The organism is Streptomyces sp. NPDC085596, assembly GCF_044541565.1.
In the GTDB taxonomy this organism is placed as follows: Bacteria; Actinomycetota; Actinomycetes; order Streptomycetales; family Streptomycetaceae; genus Streptomyces.
Map to the genome: position 1 here is coordinate 1 of NZ_JBITTC010000015.1, position 14,639 is coordinate 14,639.

15 protein-coding genes and 1 riboswitch are annotated in these 14,639 nt (G+C 72.1%); of the genes, 6 read left to right on the plus strand and 9 right to left on the minus strand.

What is annotated here, in order from left to right:
• The first annotated feature begins 123 nt into the window (after positions 1–123).
• The gene (locus ACIGA3_RS30110; protein WP_399721619.1) at positions 124–483 is read left to right on the plus strand and encodes a nuclear transport factor 2 family protein; all 360 of its coding nucleotides are present in this window, start codon (positions 124–126) and stop codon (positions 481–483) included.
• Between the two features lie 307 nt (positions 484–790).
• On the plus strand, positions 791–1,624 hold the full coding sequence (locus ACIGA3_RS30115) for a PIG-L family deacetylase (RefSeq protein ID WP_399721620.1): 834 nt from the start codon (positions 791–793) through the stop codon (positions 1,622–1,624).
• A gap of 13 nt (positions 1,625–1,637) precedes the next feature.
• Here ACIGA3_RS30115 and ACIGA3_RS30120 read toward each other — a convergent pair whose 3' ends face one another.
• Positions 1,638–2,990, minus strand: coding sequence for a metallophosphoesterase (locus tag ACIGA3_RS30120; RefSeq protein WP_399721621.1), 1,353 nt, complete (start codon positions 2,988–2,990; stop codon positions 1,638–1,640).
• A 12-nt stretch (positions 2,991–3,002) separates the two neighbouring features.
• Complete coding sequence (locus tag ACIGA3_RS30125) at positions 3,003–3,242, minus strand: SCO4848 family membrane protein (RefSeq protein ID WP_130331623.1); 240 nt, start codon at positions 3,240–3,242, stop codon at positions 3,003–3,005.
• A gap of 91 nt (positions 3,243–3,333) precedes the next feature.
• Between ACIGA3_RS30125 and ACIGA3_RS30130 the strand changes: the two genes are divergently transcribed.
• The gene (locus ACIGA3_RS30130) at positions 3,334–4,617 is read left to right on the plus strand and encodes a D-alanyl-D-alanine carboxypeptidase family protein (protein WP_399721623.1); all 1,284 of its coding nucleotides are present in this window, start codon (positions 3,334–3,336) and stop codon (positions 4,615–4,617) included.
• On the opposite strand, the gene ACIGA3_RS30135 is transcribed toward ACIGA3_RS30130, so the two are convergent.
• Positions 4,565–5,473, minus strand: a complete 909-nt coding sequence (locus ACIGA3_RS30135) for a YihY/virulence factor BrkB family protein (RefSeq protein WP_399721624.1) — start codon at positions 5,471–5,473, stop codon at positions 4,565–4,567. The two genes, ACIGA3_RS30130 and ACIGA3_RS30135, sit on opposite strands and share 53 nt — an antisense overlap.
• A gap of 161 nt (positions 5,474–5,634) precedes the next feature.
• Here ACIGA3_RS30135 and ACIGA3_RS30140 point away from each other — a divergent pair, with 161 nt between their 5' ends.
• Positions 5,635–6,390 carry a decaprenylphospho-beta-D-erythro-pentofuranosid-2-ulose 2-reductase gene (locus ACIGA3_RS30140; protein WP_399721625.1) on the plus strand — a complete coding sequence of 252 codons (756 nt, stop codon included), beginning with the start codon at positions 5,635–5,637 and terminating at the stop codon, positions 6,388–6,390.
• A 7-nt stretch (positions 6,391–6,397) separates the two neighbouring features.
• On the opposite strand, the gene ACIGA3_RS30145 is transcribed toward ACIGA3_RS30140, so the two are convergent.
• From ACIGA3_RS30145 to ACIGA3_RS30165, 5 genes are all read right to left on the minus strand, one after another.
• Entirely contained in the window at positions 6,398–6,976 is a 579-nt protein-coding gene (locus tag ACIGA3_RS30145; RefSeq protein WP_399721626.1) for a 2'-5' RNA ligase family protein, read from the minus strand.
• A 182-nt stretch (positions 6,977–7,158) separates the two neighbouring features.
• A complete protein-coding gene (gene trpS / locus ACIGA3_RS30150; protein ID WP_399721627.1) occupies positions 7,159–8,178 on the minus strand; it encodes a tryptophan--tRNA ligase in 1,020 nt (339 codons plus the stop codon).
• A gap of 142 nt (positions 8,179–8,320) precedes the next feature.
• Entirely contained in the window at positions 8,321–9,778 is a 1,458-nt protein-coding gene (locus tag ACIGA3_RS30155) for a glycine hydroxymethyltransferase (protein WP_399721629.1), read from the minus strand.
• 38 nt (positions 9,779–9,816) lie between these two features.
• A riboswitch (ZMP/ZTP riboswitch) is annotated at positions 9,817–9,902 on the minus strand.
• A 90-nt stretch (positions 9,903–9,992) separates the two neighbouring features.
• On the minus strand, positions 9,993–11,180 hold the full coding sequence (locus ACIGA3_RS30160) for a glutathionylspermidine synthase family protein (RefSeq protein ID WP_399721631.1): 1,188 nt from the start codon (positions 11,178–11,180) through the stop codon (positions 9,993–9,995).
• A gap of 18 nt (positions 11,181–11,198) precedes the next feature.
• The gene (locus ACIGA3_RS30165) at positions 11,199–11,555 is read right to left on the minus strand and encodes a hypothetical protein (protein ID WP_399721633.1); all 357 of its coding nucleotides are present in this window, start codon (positions 11,553–11,555) and stop codon (positions 11,199–11,201) included.
• Positions 11,556–11,673: 118 nt separating this feature from the next.
• Here ACIGA3_RS30165 and ACIGA3_RS30170 point away from each other — a divergent pair, with 118 nt between their 5' ends.
• Positions 11,674–12,525, plus strand: coding sequence for a DMT family transporter (locus ACIGA3_RS30170; RefSeq protein ID WP_399721638.1), 852 nt, complete (start codon positions 11,674–11,676; stop codon positions 12,523–12,525).
• 31 nt (positions 12,526–12,556) lie between these two features.
• Here ACIGA3_RS30170 and ACIGA3_RS30175 read toward each other — a convergent pair whose 3' ends face one another.
• Positions 12,557–13,951, minus strand: coding sequence for a PLP-dependent aminotransferase family protein (locus ACIGA3_RS30175; protein WP_399721635.1), 1,395 nt, complete (start codon positions 13,949–13,951; stop codon positions 12,557–12,559).
• A 47-nt stretch (positions 13,952–13,998) separates the two neighbouring features.
• Here ACIGA3_RS30175 and ACIGA3_RS30180 point away from each other — a divergent pair, with 47 nt between their 5' ends.
• Complete coding sequence (locus tag ACIGA3_RS30180; RefSeq protein WP_399721637.1) at positions 13,999–14,499, plus strand: carboxymuconolactone decarboxylase family protein; 501 nt, start codon at positions 13,999–14,001, stop codon at positions 14,497–14,499.
• Positions 14,500–14,639 lie beyond the last annotated feature (140 nt).

Sequence of the window (14,639 nt, forward strand, 5' to 3'; positions counted from 1 at the left end):
TCTTTAATAGTTGGCGTACCCGGGGCCGGGCCCCCCCCCCGCCAGGGGGGCGGCGTTCAAGTTCTGGTCGGCCGCCCCCCCCCCCCCCCCGGCCCCCCCCCCCCCCCCCCCCCAGGAGTTCTCATGTCCACCGACCAGCCCCAGACCATCGCTCCCGAGGCCCTGCCCGAGGTCATCACCGGCTTCCTGACGGCCCACCGCGCCCACGACGCCGCCACGGCACTCAGCTTCCTCCGTCCGGACGCCACCGTGACCGACGAGGGCAGGACCCATCAGGGAGCCCCGGCGATCGAAGCCTGGATGACCCGCTCTGCCGGCGAGTACACGTACACGATCGAACTCGTCGGCGCGCAGAAGGCCGATACGGATCACTACGTCGCCACCCACCACCTGGAGGGCGACTTCCCGGGCGGCGTGGTGGACCTGCACTACCGCTTCAGCCTCGGCGGCGGCCTCATCGAGGACCTGCGAATCGAGCCCTGACCGACGCAAAGGGAACCTGCGACCTCGCGAGGCCGGGCGGCATCCATGGGGACACCGCCCATGCCGGCGTCCGAGGCCCGGCAGGACTCCGTGTTCGGCGGCGACACCCTTCGGTATTCCCGCGATGCCGAGCACGCCCGGCATCGCGGGGTGGGTGATCCACTGGGCCCGGGGGCTCGCTCCTGGTTCGCCGACGACCAAGAAGACTCGAGCGGTCACGCCGGGAACATCCGGTCCCGTCGGCGTAGTTGTGCGGTAGGCCCGCCACGGGCTCGGGCCAAGACGCATCTCGCAGGAGGAATGTCCCATGACTGAGCGGCCTTTGACGCTGATGGCAGTGCACGCCCACCCCGACGACGAGGCGACCGGGACCGGAGGAGTCCTCGCGCGGTACGCGGCGGAAGGCATCCGGACGGTCCTCGTGACGTGTACCGACGGCCGTTGCGGTGACGGACCGGGGGGCGTCAAGCCGGGTGAGCCCGGGCACGACCCCGCGGCGGTCGCCCTGATGCGCCGGCACGAACTCGGGGCGAGCTGTGAGGTCCTGAAGGTCAGCGATCTGGAGACGCTGGACTACGCCGACTCCGGGATGACGGGCTGGCCGAGCAACGACGCCCCGGGTTCCTTCTGGCAGACCCCCGTACAGGAAGGCGCGGCCCGGCTCGCGGAACTGATGCGGCACTACCGCCCCGATGTGGTCGTCACCTACGACGAGAACGGCTTCTATGGCCACCCCGACCACATCCAGGCCCACCGCATCACGATGGCGGCGCTGGAGATGACCGAGCTGACACCGAAGGTGTACTGGACCACGGCGCCTCGCTCGATGATGGCGCGCTTCGGCGAGCTCATGCGCGAGTTCCATGGGGACATGCCGGAGCCGGACCCCGCCGAGGCCGCCGCGCTGGCCGAGATCGGCCTCCCCGACGACGAGATCACCACCTGGGTGGACACCACCGCGTTCAGCGGTCAGAAGTACGACGCCCTGGCCGCGCACGCCAGTCAGGGCGAGAACATCTTCTTCCTCAAGATGGGCAAGGAGAGGTTCGGCGAGCTGATGGGCGTGGAGACCTTCGTACGTGTCCAGGACCCCACCGGCGCCCCGACCCCCGAGGACGACCTCTTCGCCGGCCTTCGCTGAGGGCGCGTCGTGACTACGCCTCCCGCGACGCCAGTTCGATCACCGTGATGTCGGAGGGGGCGGCGACTCGCGTCGGTGGGCCCCAGGCTCCCGCGCCCCGGCTGACGTAGAGCTGGGTGTCGCCGTACCGCTCCAGGCCCGCGACCGTCGGGTTCGCCGCCTTCGCGATCAGGTTGCCCGGCCAGAGCTGGCCGCCGTGGGTGTGGCCGGAGAGCTGGAGGTCCACGTCGTAGCGGACGGCCTCGTGGATCTGGACCGGCTGGTGGGCCATGAGGACGCAGGCGCGGGAGGTGTCGCGGTCGCCGAGGGCCTTGGCGAAGTCCGGGCCCTGGCCCTCGCTCCGGCCCTGGAGGTCGTTCACCCCGGCCAGGTCGAAGTACGGCAGCTCCGTGCGGGCGTTCTCCAGGGGGCGCATGCCGAGCGTGCGGACCTCTTCCAGCCACTGTGCGGCGCCGGAGAAGTACTCGTGGTTTCCCGTAACGAAGAACGTGCCGAGCCGGGACTCCAGCCCCGCCAGCGGAGCCGCCGCCGGGCCCAGGTTCTTGACGCTGCCGTCCACCAGGTCGCCGACGACCGCGATCATGTCCGGCTGGGTCGAGTTGATCGTGTCCACGACCGTCTGCGCGAAGCTCCGCCCCAGCACCGGGCCCAGGTGGATGTCGCTGACCACCGCGATCCGGAAGCCCTGCGCCGCCCGCGGCAGCTTGGCCAGGGGGACGGTGACCCGCTTCACCTTCGGACCCCGTAGCACCCCGTACGTCCCCCAGCCGGTCGTCCCCAGCGCCACCGCGGCCGCCGTGCCTCCGGCGACTCGGGAGACGAAGAGGCGGCGGGAGAGGGCGGAGGCGGCGAGCTCCGAAGCCTGCGGGCCGGCCGGCCGGGCCGGGGGCGCGGACGCGTCGTCAGCCCTCGCGGACGGTTCCGCCGGGGACGCGAGCGCGTCGTCAGCAACCCCGGACCGCTCCACCCCCGACCGCTCCGCCGCAGACCGCTCCGCCGGAGGCACCGGCACCCGGTCCAGCCCGGCGAACACGGCTTCCCGTGTCGCCCGCCGGGCGCGCCGCGCCGCCCACACCCGTACCGGCTCCGTCGCCACCGTGGCCAGCAGCAGGTAGAGGGCCAGGGCCATCCACAGGAACCCCGGCCAGGCCAGGGCCCGTTGGAGCCAGAAGGGGGCGCCGGAGCGTTCCGCGACCAGGGCGGCGATCATCAGTACCGGGGCCGCGACGAAGAGCGTCGTGCCCGCCCGGCGGGCCGGGCCACGCGGGCTGGTGGTGTCGCGGATCAGACGGCGCCAGACGTACCAGTGCAGGCCCGCCACGGCGGCCAGTACGGCCAGGGCGACGAGCACGAAGACGATGACCACCCGACGCGTCCCCTATGACGTCCGACGCAGTGCGCGCAGTCCGCGCAACCCGATGACCCCGACGACCGTCCCCAGTACGAAGGACACGACCGCCAGCGTCAGGTGCACCCAGAAGTAGGCCGTGGGATGCCCGTCGTCGAAGGCGAGACCGCTGCCGTCAGCAATTAGGTTCTTAACGAAAGTGACCCAGATGACCCAGCTCCACACCCCGAAGGCGAGCAGGAACCAGGAGACCGGGCGGCTGAGCTTCATGAGTCCAGTATCGCCGCCCGCTGTCCGGTTCCGTGGCCGGGGTGGAGCGGGAGGCGGGACTTCACAGCCCGGGGCAGGTACGTTCTCGATCGTGTCCGCACCGAAGAAGATCGCTCAGCGATCCCTATTGATCACATCCGCCGCGCTGCTGACCGTTTCCGTCACCGCACCGTCAGCCTTCGCCGCACCCAAGCCGTCAGCGAGTCCCAGCACCGCACCCCCGGCCCGCATGTCCCAGGTCGGCGGCGCCCGGCTCGGCGTGCCCGGTACGCAGGTGAACCTCGCCCCAGGCGTACCGGTGCTGCCCAAGGGCCTCACCGCACGTTCCTGGATCGTCACCGACGCCGAGACCGGCGACGTACTCGCCTCGCACAACGCGCACTGGCGGCTCCCCCCGGCGAGCACCCTGAAGATGCTGTTCGCGGACACCGTGCTGCCCCGCTTCCCGAGGGACCAGCGCCACCAGGTGCTGCCCACGGACCTCGCAGGGATCGGCGCCGGTTCGAGCATGGTCGGGATAAAGGAGAACGAGACCTACACCGTCCACGACCTGTGGCTCGGTGTCTTCCTGCGCTCCGGCAACGACGCCGTCCACGTGCTCTCCGCGATGAACGGCGGTGTCCCGCGGACGGTCAGGGACATGCAGGCCCACGCCGACGCCCTCCAGGCCCGCGACACCCACGTGGTCAGCCCCGACGGCTACGACGCCCCCCAGCAGTACTCCTCGGCGTACGACCTCACCCTGTTCGCCCGCTCCGGACTCCAGAAGAAGGACTTCCGGGAGTACTGCTCCACCGTGCGCGCCAAGTTCCCCGGCGCCACCACCCAGAAGGGCAAGGGCAAGGGCACCCGCGAGACCTTCGAGATCCAGAACACCAACCGGCTGCTGAGCGGCGACACGGACACCGCCGTCTATCCGGGCATCGCCGGCGTCAAGAACGGCAACACCACCAACGCGGGCGCCACCTTCACCGGTGTCGCCGAGCGCGGCGGCAAGGTGCTGCTGGTCACCGTGATGAATCCGGAGAAGCACGAGCACGACGAGGTCTACAAGGAGACCGCCCAGCTCTTCGACTGGGGCTTCAGGGCCGCGGGCAAGGTCCAGCCGGTCGGGGTGCTCGTCCCGCCGCTGAACGCCACCCCGAGCGCCCGGCCCAGTGGCGCGCCCAGCGCCGCCGTCACCGGCACCCCGCAGGGCACCGCGGGGGCCGGTTCCGAGCCGGTGAAGGGCGCCACCGCCCAGGGCGGCTCCCGGGGCGCCGGGACCGCGCTGGCCGTCGCCGCCGGGCTGCTGGTGCTGCTCGGCGGCGGGGCCTTCCTGGTCAACCGCCGCTGGCCGCTGCCTGATCTGATGCGTCGACGGCAGCGTCCGTGACCTTCCCCTCCTCGCTGCGCGTCGCCGTCCAGGCGGCGCAGTACAGCACCAGCTTCGAGGTGAAGTTGATCCACAGCAGCAGGGCGACGGGGACACCGAAGGCGCCGTACACGCTCTTCGCGGCGACGCCCTGGATGTAGCCGCTCAGCAGCAGCTTGAGCAGTTCGAAGCCGACCGCGCCGAGCAGGGCCGCCACCACCAGGCGGCGGCGCGGCGGTTCGACACCGGGCAGCAGGCTCAGTACGTACAGCAGAACCAGGAAGTCGGCGAGCACGGCGACGGCGAACGCGGCCACCCGCAGCAGCACGGTGCCCCAGCTGTGCTCTTCCAGGCCGATCGCCCCCGCCAGCTTGCCGATGGCGGCCGAGGCGAGCGTGGAGGCGGCCAGGGTCAGCAGCAGGGCGCCGCCGAGCCCGATGAGCACCCCGGCGTCCTTCAGCTTCAGCACGACGGGGTTGCCGTCCCGCTCGGGCAGCTCCCACACCGCGCGCAGACAGTCCCGGATCTGGCCGACCCAGCCGATACCGGTGAACAGCAGCGCCGCACCGGCGATCAGCCCGACCGTGCCCGCGTTCTGCACCAGGCCGCCCAGGTCGAGCTGGTCGGCGAGGCCCGGGAACTGGCTCGCGATGTTCTTCTCGACGGTCTTCTGCCGGGCCGGGCTCAGTGTGGCCGCGGTGATCGCCGCCGCGACGGTCAGCAGCGGGAACAGCGCCACGAAGCTGACGAACGTCATGGCCGCGGCCAGCCAGGTCCAGTTCACCCGGTCCAGGCGCGCGTACGAACGCCACGCGTGCGTGGTCATCAGCCAGGTCACGATCGGCCCGATGCCGGGCAGCTTCTTCAGCCAGTCCATGATCCGCCTCTGCCCTCGTCGCGGGAACTCCATGTGCCGATACCCAGGATGGGCGCGAACCCGGCAGCCGCCCGGTGCCGCGTCCCACTAATCACCCATTGCGGGGAGCCCGGCGCCGCCGTGCGGACATTCGGCCATATGCGGACGATACGGTCACTCGCATGTCTGCTGTCTGCGGTCCTCCTCAGTCCCTGCTCGTCCTCGGCGGCACCTCGGAGATCGCGCTGGCCACCGCGCGCCGCCTCATCGCCCGCCGCACCCGCACCGTCTGGCTCGCGGGGCGTCCCGGCCCGGCGCTGGACCGCGCGGCCGTCCGCCTCTCCGCGCTCGGCGCGGACGTCCGTACCGTCGCCTTCGACGCGCTGGACCCGGAGTCCCACGAGACGGTCCTCGGCAAGGTGTTCGCCGAGGGCGCCGTCGACATGGTGCTGCTCGCCTTCGGGGTCCTCGGGGACCAGGCGCGGGACGAGCGGGAGCCGCTGCGCGCGGTCCGGGTCGCCGCGACCAACTACACCGGCGCGGTCTCGGCGGGTCTGGTCGCGGCCGGCGCCCTCCAGGACCAGGGCCACGGCTCGCTGGTGATCCTCTCCTCGGTGGCCGCCGAGCGCGCCCGCCGCTCCGACTTCATCTACGGCTCCAGCAAGGCCGGCCTGGACACCTTCGCGCAAGGACTCGGCGACGCGCTGTACGGGACGGGGGTGCAGGTCATGGTCGTACGGCCCGGGTTCGTGCGGACCGGCAAGACCGCCCATCTGGCGCCCGGACCGCTCTCCACCACCCCGGAGAAGGTGGCCGCCGCCGTCGAACTCGGGCTGCGCCGCCGCTCGGAGACGGTGTGGGTGCCCGGTGCGCTGCGCCCGGTGATGTCGGTACTGCGGCACGCGCCGCGCGCGCTGTTCCGCAGACTGCCGGTCTGAGCGGGGCTCAGCGGCTGCCGATGGTGTCGCGCTCGGTGGCTCCGGGCTGGGGCGGCACCACGGGGCTGCCGAACGGGTAGTCGCGCAGCTTGCGCCACACCCCGTCGGCGCCCTGCTCGTACAGCGCGAACCCGGTGCACGGCCAGGCGGCCTCGAACCCGGCCAGCTCCTCGAAGGCGCGGTCCATCGCCGCCTCCTCGATGCCGTGCGCCACGGTGACGTGCGGATGGTACGGGAAGAGCAGCTCGCGCGGCACCGGGCCGGAGGCGTGCCGGACGTGGGCCTGGAGATCGGCGCATTCCTCGGCACCCTGCTCGACGCGGACGTAGACCACGGGCGACAGGGGGCGGAAGGTGCCGGTGCCGGACAGCCGCATCGGGAAGGGCCGGCCGGCCGCCGCGACCCCCGCGAGGTGCGCGTCGACGGCGGACAGGTCCGCCTCCTCGACCTCGGTGGGCGGCAGCAGCGTGATGTGCGTGGGGATGCTGAGCGCGGCGGCGTCGCCGAAGCCCGCGCGCCGCTCCTGGAGCAGGCTGCCGTGAGGCTCCGGGACCGCGATCGACACGCCGATCGTTACGGTCCCCACGTCGTCTCCTGTCGTCGCGTGCTGTTCTGTGGGCCGTCCTCGCGTACGGCCTTCGGCTATCGACTGTACGGCCACGGGTGTCCCCAGGGCAGGCGCAACGGAAGTGATGTACGGCGCTCTGCCCCACCGGACATGCGTGCGGTCGCACGTCCGGGGGCGGCTGTGCGCCCCCGGACGCCCGGTCAGTGCTTGGCCGGCAGGAAACCGACCCGGTCGTACGCCAGCGCCAGGGTCTCGGCGGCCACGGCGCGGGCCTTCTCGGCGCCCTTGGCGAGGATCGAGTCCAGCGTCTCGGTGTCCGCCAGGTACTGCTGGGTGCGCTCGCGGAACGGGGTGACGAACTCGACCATGATCTCGGCGAGGTCGGTCTTGAGGGCGCCGTACATCTTGCCCTCGTACTCCCGCTCCAGGTCGGCGATCGGCGTGCCGGTGAGGGTGGAGTGGATGGTGAGGAGGTTGCTCACGCCGGGCTTGTTCTCCCGGTCGAAGCGGATCACCGTCTCGGTGTCGGTGACCGCGCTCTTCACCTTCTTCGCCGTCGTCTTCGGGTCGTCCAGCAGGTTGATGAGGCCCTTCGGCGTGGACGCCGACTTGCTCATCTTGACCGCCGGGTCCTGGAGGTCGTAGATCTTCGCCGTCTCCTTGAGGATGTACGGCTTGGGGCTGGTGAAGGTCTCGCCGAAGCGGCCGTTGAAGCGGTCGGCGAGGTCACGGGTCAGCTCGACGTGCTGGCGCTGGTCCTCACCGACCGGGACCTCGTCGGCGTTGTAGAGCAGGATGTCCGCGACCTGGAGGATCGGGTACGTGAAGAGGCCGACGCTGGCCCGGTCGGCACCCTGCCTGGCGGCCTTGTCCTTGAACTGGGTCATGCGGGACGCCTCGCCGAAGCCGGTGAGGCAGTTCATGACCCAGGCGAGCTGGGCGTGCTCGGGGACCTGGCTCTGCACGAAGAGGGTGCAGCGGTCGGGGTCCAGACCGGCCGCGAGGAGCTGGGCCGCGGCCAGGCGGGTGTTCGCGCGCAGATCCTTCGGGTCCTGCGGGAGCGTGATCGCGTGCAGGTCGACGACCATGTAGAACGCGTCGTGGGTCTCCTGGAGGGCCACCCACTGACGGACGGCACCGAGGTAGTTGCCGAGGTGGAACGAGCCTGCGGTGGGCTGGATTCCGGAGAGTACGCGAGGCTTCTTTTCAGGGGTGGCCATGGTGCCCATTCTTCCAGAGGTGGAGGTGGGTCCAGTGCCTAGGTGGGGGGGGTGCTTGCGGAGGCGCGGGGGCTGCGGCGACGTCGTGGCTTGTCGCGCAGTTCCCCGCGCCCCTGGGGTAGGTGCACCTCGCCCCTGTTGATCAGGTGAGGTCGATCTCCGGGTAGAGGGGGAACGCCGACACCAGGTCCGTCGCCCGCTTCGCGATTTCGTCCGCTGTCTTCTGGTCCAGGACGTGCTGGGCCTTCGACGGGGCGCCGGACTTCGTGGTGCCCGGCTCCGTCGTCGTCAGGACGCGGTCGATCAGGCCCGCCACCTCGTCCATCTCCGGCCGGCCCAGGCCGCGGGTCGTCAGGGCGGGGGTGCCGATGCGGATGCCGGAGGTGTACCAGGCGCCGTTGGGGTCGGCGGGGATGGCGTTGCGGTTGGTGACGATGCCGGAGTCCAGCAGGGCGGCCTCGGCCTGGCGGCCGGTGAGGCCGTAGGAGGCGGCGACGTCGATCAGGTTGAGGTGGTTGTCGGTGCCGCCGGTGACCAGGGTGGCGCCGCGCTTCATCAGGCCCTCGGCGAGCGCGCGGGAGTTGTCGACGACACGCTGGGCGTAGTCCTGGAAGGAGGGCTGCCGGGCCTCGGCCAGGGCGACGGCCTTGGCGGCCATGACGTGCGGGAGCGGACCGCCGAGCACCATCGGGCAGCCGCGGTCGACCTGGTCCTTGAGGGAGTCGTCGCACAGGACCATGCCGCCGCGCGGGCCGCGCAGCGACTTGTGGGTGGTGGTGGTCACGATCTGGGCGTGCGGGACCGGGTCGAAGTCGCCGGTGAGGACCTTGCCCGCGACCAGACCGGCGAAGTGCGCCATGTCGACCATGAGGGTGGCGCCGACCTCGTCCGCGATCTCGCGCATGATCCGGAAGTTCACCAGGCGCGGGTAGGCGGAGTACCCGGCGACGAGGATCAGCGGGCGGAACTCACGGGCCTGGGCGCGCAGGGCCTCGTAGTCGATCAGGCCGGTGGCCGGGTCGGTGCCGTAGGAGCGCTGGTCGAACATCTTGCCGCTGATGTTGGGCCGGAAGCCGTGGGTGAGGTGGCCGCCCGCGTCCAGGGACATGCCCAGCATGCGCTGGTTGCCGAACGCCTGGCGCAGCTCGGCCCAGTCGGCCTCGGACAGCTCGTTGATCTGGCGGACGCCGGTCTTCTGGAGGAACGGGACCTCGACACGGTCGGCGAGTACGGCCCAGAAGGCGACCAGGTTGGCGTCGATACCGGAGTGCGGCTGGACGTAGGCGTGCCGGGCGCCGAAGAGCTCGCGGGCGTGCTCGGCGGCGAGGGACTCGACGGTGTCGACGTTGCGGCAGCCGGCGTAGAAGCGGCGGCCGACGGTGCCCTCGGCGTACTTGTCGCTGAACCAGTTGCCCATCGCCAGCAGGGTGGCCGGGGAGGCGTAGTTCTCGGAGGCGATCAGCTTGAGCATGTCGCGCTGGTCGTGGATCTCCTGGCCGATCGCGTCGGCGACGCGGGGCTCGACCGCGCGGATCACATCGAGGGCGGCGCGGTAGGCGGTGGTCTCGGCGGAGCCGGACGGGGTGGAATTCTCGGGCATGGGGGCCTCCGGACAGGGCGTCGGTGTGTCGTCGCGTTCGGTTCGGCCCAGGCGCACGGCACTGACTCCCGGGCCGCTCCCCGATGGTCGGTCCCATCCCAGCGCGCCAGTCACGGCCCACGAACCAGCCTACCGGCCATGCGGGACGGACGGCGGCCGGTCCGGGGAGCGGACGTGTCTAGGGGGGCGGACGTGTCTAGGGGAGCGGACGTGTCTAGAGGATCACGTGCGGCAGGAAGCGGGCGTAGGTGTCGGTGATCAGGCCCGAGGACTCGCGGATGCCGAGGCCGGCCGCCTCGTCGCCGACGACCCAGGCGCCGAGGACGACGTGGTTGCCGTCGAAGGCGGGCAGCGGGGCGAGGGCCTGGTAGCAGCAGGGCTCGTCCTGGGCCGGGGGTGGCGGGGTGCCGGGCGGGTGCAGGGTGACGCCCTCGCCCTCGCGGCCGAGCAGCGGCTTGGCGGCGTAGCCGGTGGTGGCGGCCAGCTCGCGGGGGCCGTCCAGGTAGGCCGGGAGGAGGTTGGGGTGGCCGGGGTACAGCTCCCAGAGGACGGCCAGCAGGGCCTTGTTGCTGAGCAGCATCTTCCAGGCGGGCTCGATCCACAGGGTGCTGCCGGTGCCGCCGCCGTTGTCCAGGGTGTCGAGGACGTGCTCGGCGAACTCGTCGGTGGTGAGCCATTCCCAGGGGTACAGCTTGAAGATCGCGCGGATGAACTTCAGCCGGTTGTCCACGAAGCGGCCGGAGAGGGTGTCCCAGCCGATCTCCTCCATGGCGAGCCAGTCGGTGGCGAGCCCGGCCTGCTCGGCGGTCTCCTTGAGGTAGGCGACCGTCATCAGGTCCTCGCCTAGTTCGTCGGCGGAGGAGTGCGCGAAGTGCAGCGGGGCGCCCGGCGGGAGCAGTCCCGCCTGCTTGCGCCAGGTGTCGACCAGCCGCTCGTGCAGCGAGTTCCACTGGTCGGCGCCGGGGAAGCGGTCCTCCATCCAGAACCACTGCGCGGACGCGGCCTCGACCAGGGAGGTCGGGGTGTCCGCGTTGTACTCCAGCATCTTCGCCGGGCCGGTGCCGTCGTAGTGGAGGTCGAACCTGCCGTAGACGGACGGGAGTTCGGCACGTCGGTGCCATGCCTCGGTGACGGCGGCGACCACGCGCGGGCCGGTGATGCCGAGGTCGGCGAGGCGGTTGTGCTCCACCAGGTGCCCGGCGGCGGCCAGGCACATGGCGTGCAGTTCCCCGACGGTCTCCTCCAGCACCTCCACCTCGGGCAGCGAGAAGGCGTAGTAGGCGCTCTCGTCCCAGTAGGGGCGCAGGCTGCCGTCGGGGTGGCGGGTGAGCGGGTAGACGATCCCCTGCTCCTCGACGGTGTGCTGCCAGTCGGGGCGGGGCGTGATCGTACGGCGTTCCATGCGTGCGTCCCGGGCCGGTCAGCCGCCGGAGCTGCCGTGGCCGCTGCCGAAGCCGCCCCGGTGCACGCTGTGGTTGTCGTTGTCGTACGAGGAACGGCCCGAGCCGCTGCCGGACTTGCGGGGCGGGGTGAAGGAGCCGCCGCGGACCCAGGAGCCCTTCTTCTTGCCGCCGTAGTAGTACGCGCCGTCGGTGGACGTGGCGGACTTGCAGTTCTTGTCGGAGACGGTGTGGTAGCCCTTGGCCACGTTGTAGCTGTCCCGGTCCACGCAGCGCTTGTCCGGGTCGGACGAGCACGCGGTGAGGGCGGCGGCGAGCAGCCCCATGCCGCCCAGGACGACCGTGGTGGACCGCAGTTGTGCGCGGGCGTTGGCCATGTTCTGTTCTCCCCCGTCGGTGGTGCGTTCGGCAGTCAGCCTAGAGACCGGTGTGAGTTTCCGGCAGGGCACCCCCACGTACGCCTGTTCCCCCTAAAGTCACTTTGTGCTTTTTGGAATGGTGTGCGCGCTCGGCGCGGCGGTCTGCTTCGGTACGGCCACAGTGCTTCAGGCGGTGGCCGCGCGGGCGGCCGGAGGAGAGGAAGGCGGGGAGGCGGCGCTGCTGCTGCGGGCAGTGCGGCAGTGGCGGTACGCGGCGGGGCTCGCCCTTGACGCGCTCGGCTTCGTGTTCCAGGTCCTCGCGCTGCGCTCGGTGCCGATCTACGCGGTGGGCGCCGCGCTGGCCGCGAGCCTCGCGGTGACGGCGGTGGTCGCGGCGCGGCTGCTGCGGGTACGCCTGAGCGGGCCGGAGTGGGCGGCGGTCGGCGTGGTGTGCGCGGGGCTCGCGCTGCTCGGGCTGGCCTCGGGCGCGGAGGGCGACCGCGGCGGCCCGGCCTGGCTGCCGTACGCGCTGCTCGCGACGGCGGCGGGCGTACTGCTCCTCGGCGCGGTCGGCGGCCGGCTCTCGGGACGGCCGCGCGCGCTGCTGCTCGGCCTCGGCGCGGGGTTCGGCTTCGGGGTGGTGGAGGTCGCGGTACGCCTGGTGAACTCACCTGACCCGTACGCCCTGTTGACCGACCCGTCCCTCTACGCCCTCCTCCTCGGCGGCGGCGCCGCCTTCCTGCTGCTGACCTCGGCGCTGCAACGCGGTTCGGTCACGACGGCGACAGCCGGAATGGTGCTCGGCGAGACCCTGGGCCCGGCGGCGGTGGGCGTGCTCTGGCTGGGCGACCGCACGAGGGCGGGGCTCGGTCCACTCGCGGTGCTGGGGTTCGTCGTGGCGGTGGCGGGGGCGCTGGCGTTGGCGCGGTTCGGGGAGGCGCCGGAGGCGGAGTCGGTGGCGGAGGCGGAGGCGGAGCCTGTGCGCTGACCAGCGCGGGCGCCGTTCGCCTCGATTCTCCTTACGGCAGCGCCCGGCACAGCGCCTCCAGCGCGTCCTTCCACGCGCTCTCCGGCGGCGTCCCGTACCCCACCACCAGCGCGTCCAGCGGCTCGGCGACGGCCTGGGGATGGCGGTAGAAGGAGAGACCGTGCAGGGCCAGCCCCTGCCAGCCCGCGGCCTGCACGACCGACCGCTCGGTGCCGGGCGGCAGCCGCAGCACCGCGTGCAGACCGGCCGCGATGCCGGTGACCGTCACCCCGGGCGCCCGGTCGGCGACGGCGGCGGCGAGGGCGTCGCGGCGGCGCCGGTAGCGCAGGCGGGCGGCGCGGACGTGGCGGTCGTAGGCGCCGGAGGTGAGGAACTCGGCCAGGGTGAGCTGGTCCAGCACCCCGCAGGTGTCGCTGTGTCCCTTGGCCGCGATTACCTCCGCCAGCAGCGCCGGGGGCACCACCATCCAGCCCAGGCGCAGCCCGGGGGCGAGGGACTTGCTGGCGGTGCCCAGATAGACGACGTGGTCGGGGTCGAGTCCCTGGAGGGCGCCGACGGACTGGCGGTCGTAGCGGAACTCGCCGTCGTAGTCGTCCTCCAGGATCAGCCCGCCGGTACGTCGCCCCCAGTCCACCACGGCCGCCCGGCGGTCGGGGTGCAGCGGGGTGCCCATCGGGAACTGGTGGGCAGGGGTGAGGAGTACGGCACTCTCGCCGCTCAACGCCCTTGTATCGGTTCCGAGTTCGCCGTACGGCAGCGCGGTGGTCGTCAGGCCCGCCCCGGCGAGGAGGTCGTGGTGCACGTCGAGGCCGTACGACTCGACGGCGACCGTGCGGGCGCCGCGCCCGCGCAGCACGGTGCCGAGGAGGCGCAGGGCGTGGGAGAAGCCCGAGGTGATCAGCACCGAGCCGGGGTCGGTGCGTACGCCCCGGACGCGGGCGAGGTATCCGGCGACGGCGGTGCGCAGTTCGGGGCGGCCGCGTGGGTCGCCGTAGCCCAGGGCGTCGTTGGGGGCCTGGGTCAGGGCGCGGCGGGCGGCCCTGAGCCACTCGGTGCGCGGGAAGGCGGCGAGGTCGGGGGTGCCGGGGACGAGGCTGTGCGTGGGGCGGCCGGGCGGGCGGCGCCGGACGGGGGCGGCCGCCGCCCCGGCGGGGTTCACGGCCCGGTCGGCGACGCGGGTGCCGGAGCCCTGGCGGGCGGTGAGCCAGCCCTCGGCGACCAGGTCGGCGTACGCCTCGGCGACGGTGTTGCGGGCGATGCCGAGGTCCGCCGCCAGGGTGCGGGAGGACGGCAGCCGGGTGCCGGGGGCGAGCCGGCCGGTGCGCACGGCGTCGCGCAGCGCGTCGGTGAGCCCCCGGCGCAGGCCGCTGCTCCCGGCCGGTTCGAGGTGAAGGTCGATGCCCAGATTGGCCCATGAATCCGCCATGGGAATGGACCATACTCCTGGGCTGCTTCGCTCCTAGGCTTGCCCGTATGGAGACCACGGAGAACACCACCGAGTACGCCCCCGAGCACCCCGCCCGCATGTCCTGGACGTCGCACGCGCCGGAGGTCTACAAGGCGATGGTCCGCCTGGACACCGCCGCCCGGAAGGGGATCGACCCGACGCTGCTGGAACTGGTGAAGATCCGCGCCTCCCAGCTCAACCACTGCGCGTTCTGCCTCGACATGCACACCAAGGACGCGCTGGCGGCCGGGGAGAGTGTGGAGCGGATCGTGCAGCTCAGCGCCTGGCAGGAGTCGCTGCACTTCTACACCGAGAAGGAGCTGGCCGCCCTGGAGCTGACCGAGGCGGTCACCGTCATCACCGACGGCTTCGTACCGGACGAGGTCTACGAGCGCGCCGCCAAGCAGTTCGAGGAGGCGGAGCTGGCGCAGCTGATCGCCGCGATCACGGTGATCAACGCGTGGAACCGCTTCGCGGTGACGACACGGATGGTGCCGGGGCATTACACGCCGGGGCAGCACCAGTAGCCGTACCCGGAGGGGGGGCCGGGGGGGGGGGGCCCCCCCGGGGGCGCCCCCCCCCCCCCCCCCCGCGGCGCAAAACGGAAACACCCCGGTCAAACAAACCGGGGGGGGGCCACCCACAAATAAAGCGGCCCCAACCGGGC

Coding starts and splice junctions, on each gene's coding strand:
- trpS (WP_399721627.1), bottom strand. CDS start 8,178: ATGGCCACCCCTGAAAAGAAGCCTCGCGTACTCTCCGGAATCCAGCCC.
- ACIGA3_RS30155 (WP_399721629.1), bottom strand. CDS start 9,778: ATGCCCGAGAATTCCACCCCGTCCGGCTCCGCCGAGACCACCGCCTAC.
- ACIGA3_RS30170 (WP_399721638.1), top strand. CDS start 11,674: ATGGTGTGCGCGCTCGGCGCGGCGGTCTGCTTCGGTACGGCCACAGTG.
- ACIGA3_RS30115 (WP_399721620.1), top strand. CDS start 791: ATGACTGAGCGGCCTTTGACGCTGATGGCAGTGCACGCCCACCCCGAC.
- ACIGA3_RS30135 (WP_399721624.1), bottom strand. CDS start 5,473: ATGGACTGGCTGAAGAAGCTGCCCGGCATCGGGCCGATCGTGACCTGG.
- ACIGA3_RS30140 (WP_399721625.1), top strand. CDS start 5,635: ATGTCTGCTGTCTGCGGTCCTCCTCAGTCCCTGCTCGTCCTCGGCGGC.
- ACIGA3_RS30125 (WP_130331623.1), bottom strand. CDS start 3,242: ATGAAGCTCAGCCGCCCGGTCTCCTGGTTCCTGCTCGCCTTCGGGGTG.
- ACIGA3_RS30175 (WP_399721635.1), bottom strand. CDS start 13,951: ATGGCGGATTCATGGGCCAATCTGGGCATCGACCTTCACCTCGAACCG.
- ACIGA3_RS30160 (WP_399721631.1), bottom strand. CDS start 11,180: ATGGAACGCCGTACGATCACGCCCCGCCCCGACTGGCAGCACACCGTC.
- ACIGA3_RS30180 (WP_399721637.1), top strand. CDS start 13,999: ATGGAGACCACGGAGAACACCACCGAGTACGCCCCCGAGCACCCCGCC.
- ACIGA3_RS30110 (WP_399721619.1), top strand. CDS start 124: ATGTCCACCGACCAGCCCCAGACCATCGCTCCCGAGGCCCTGCCCGAG.
- ACIGA3_RS30165 (WP_399721633.1), bottom strand. CDS start 11,555: ATGGCCAACGCCCGCGCACAACTGCGGTCCACCACGGTCGTCCTGGGC.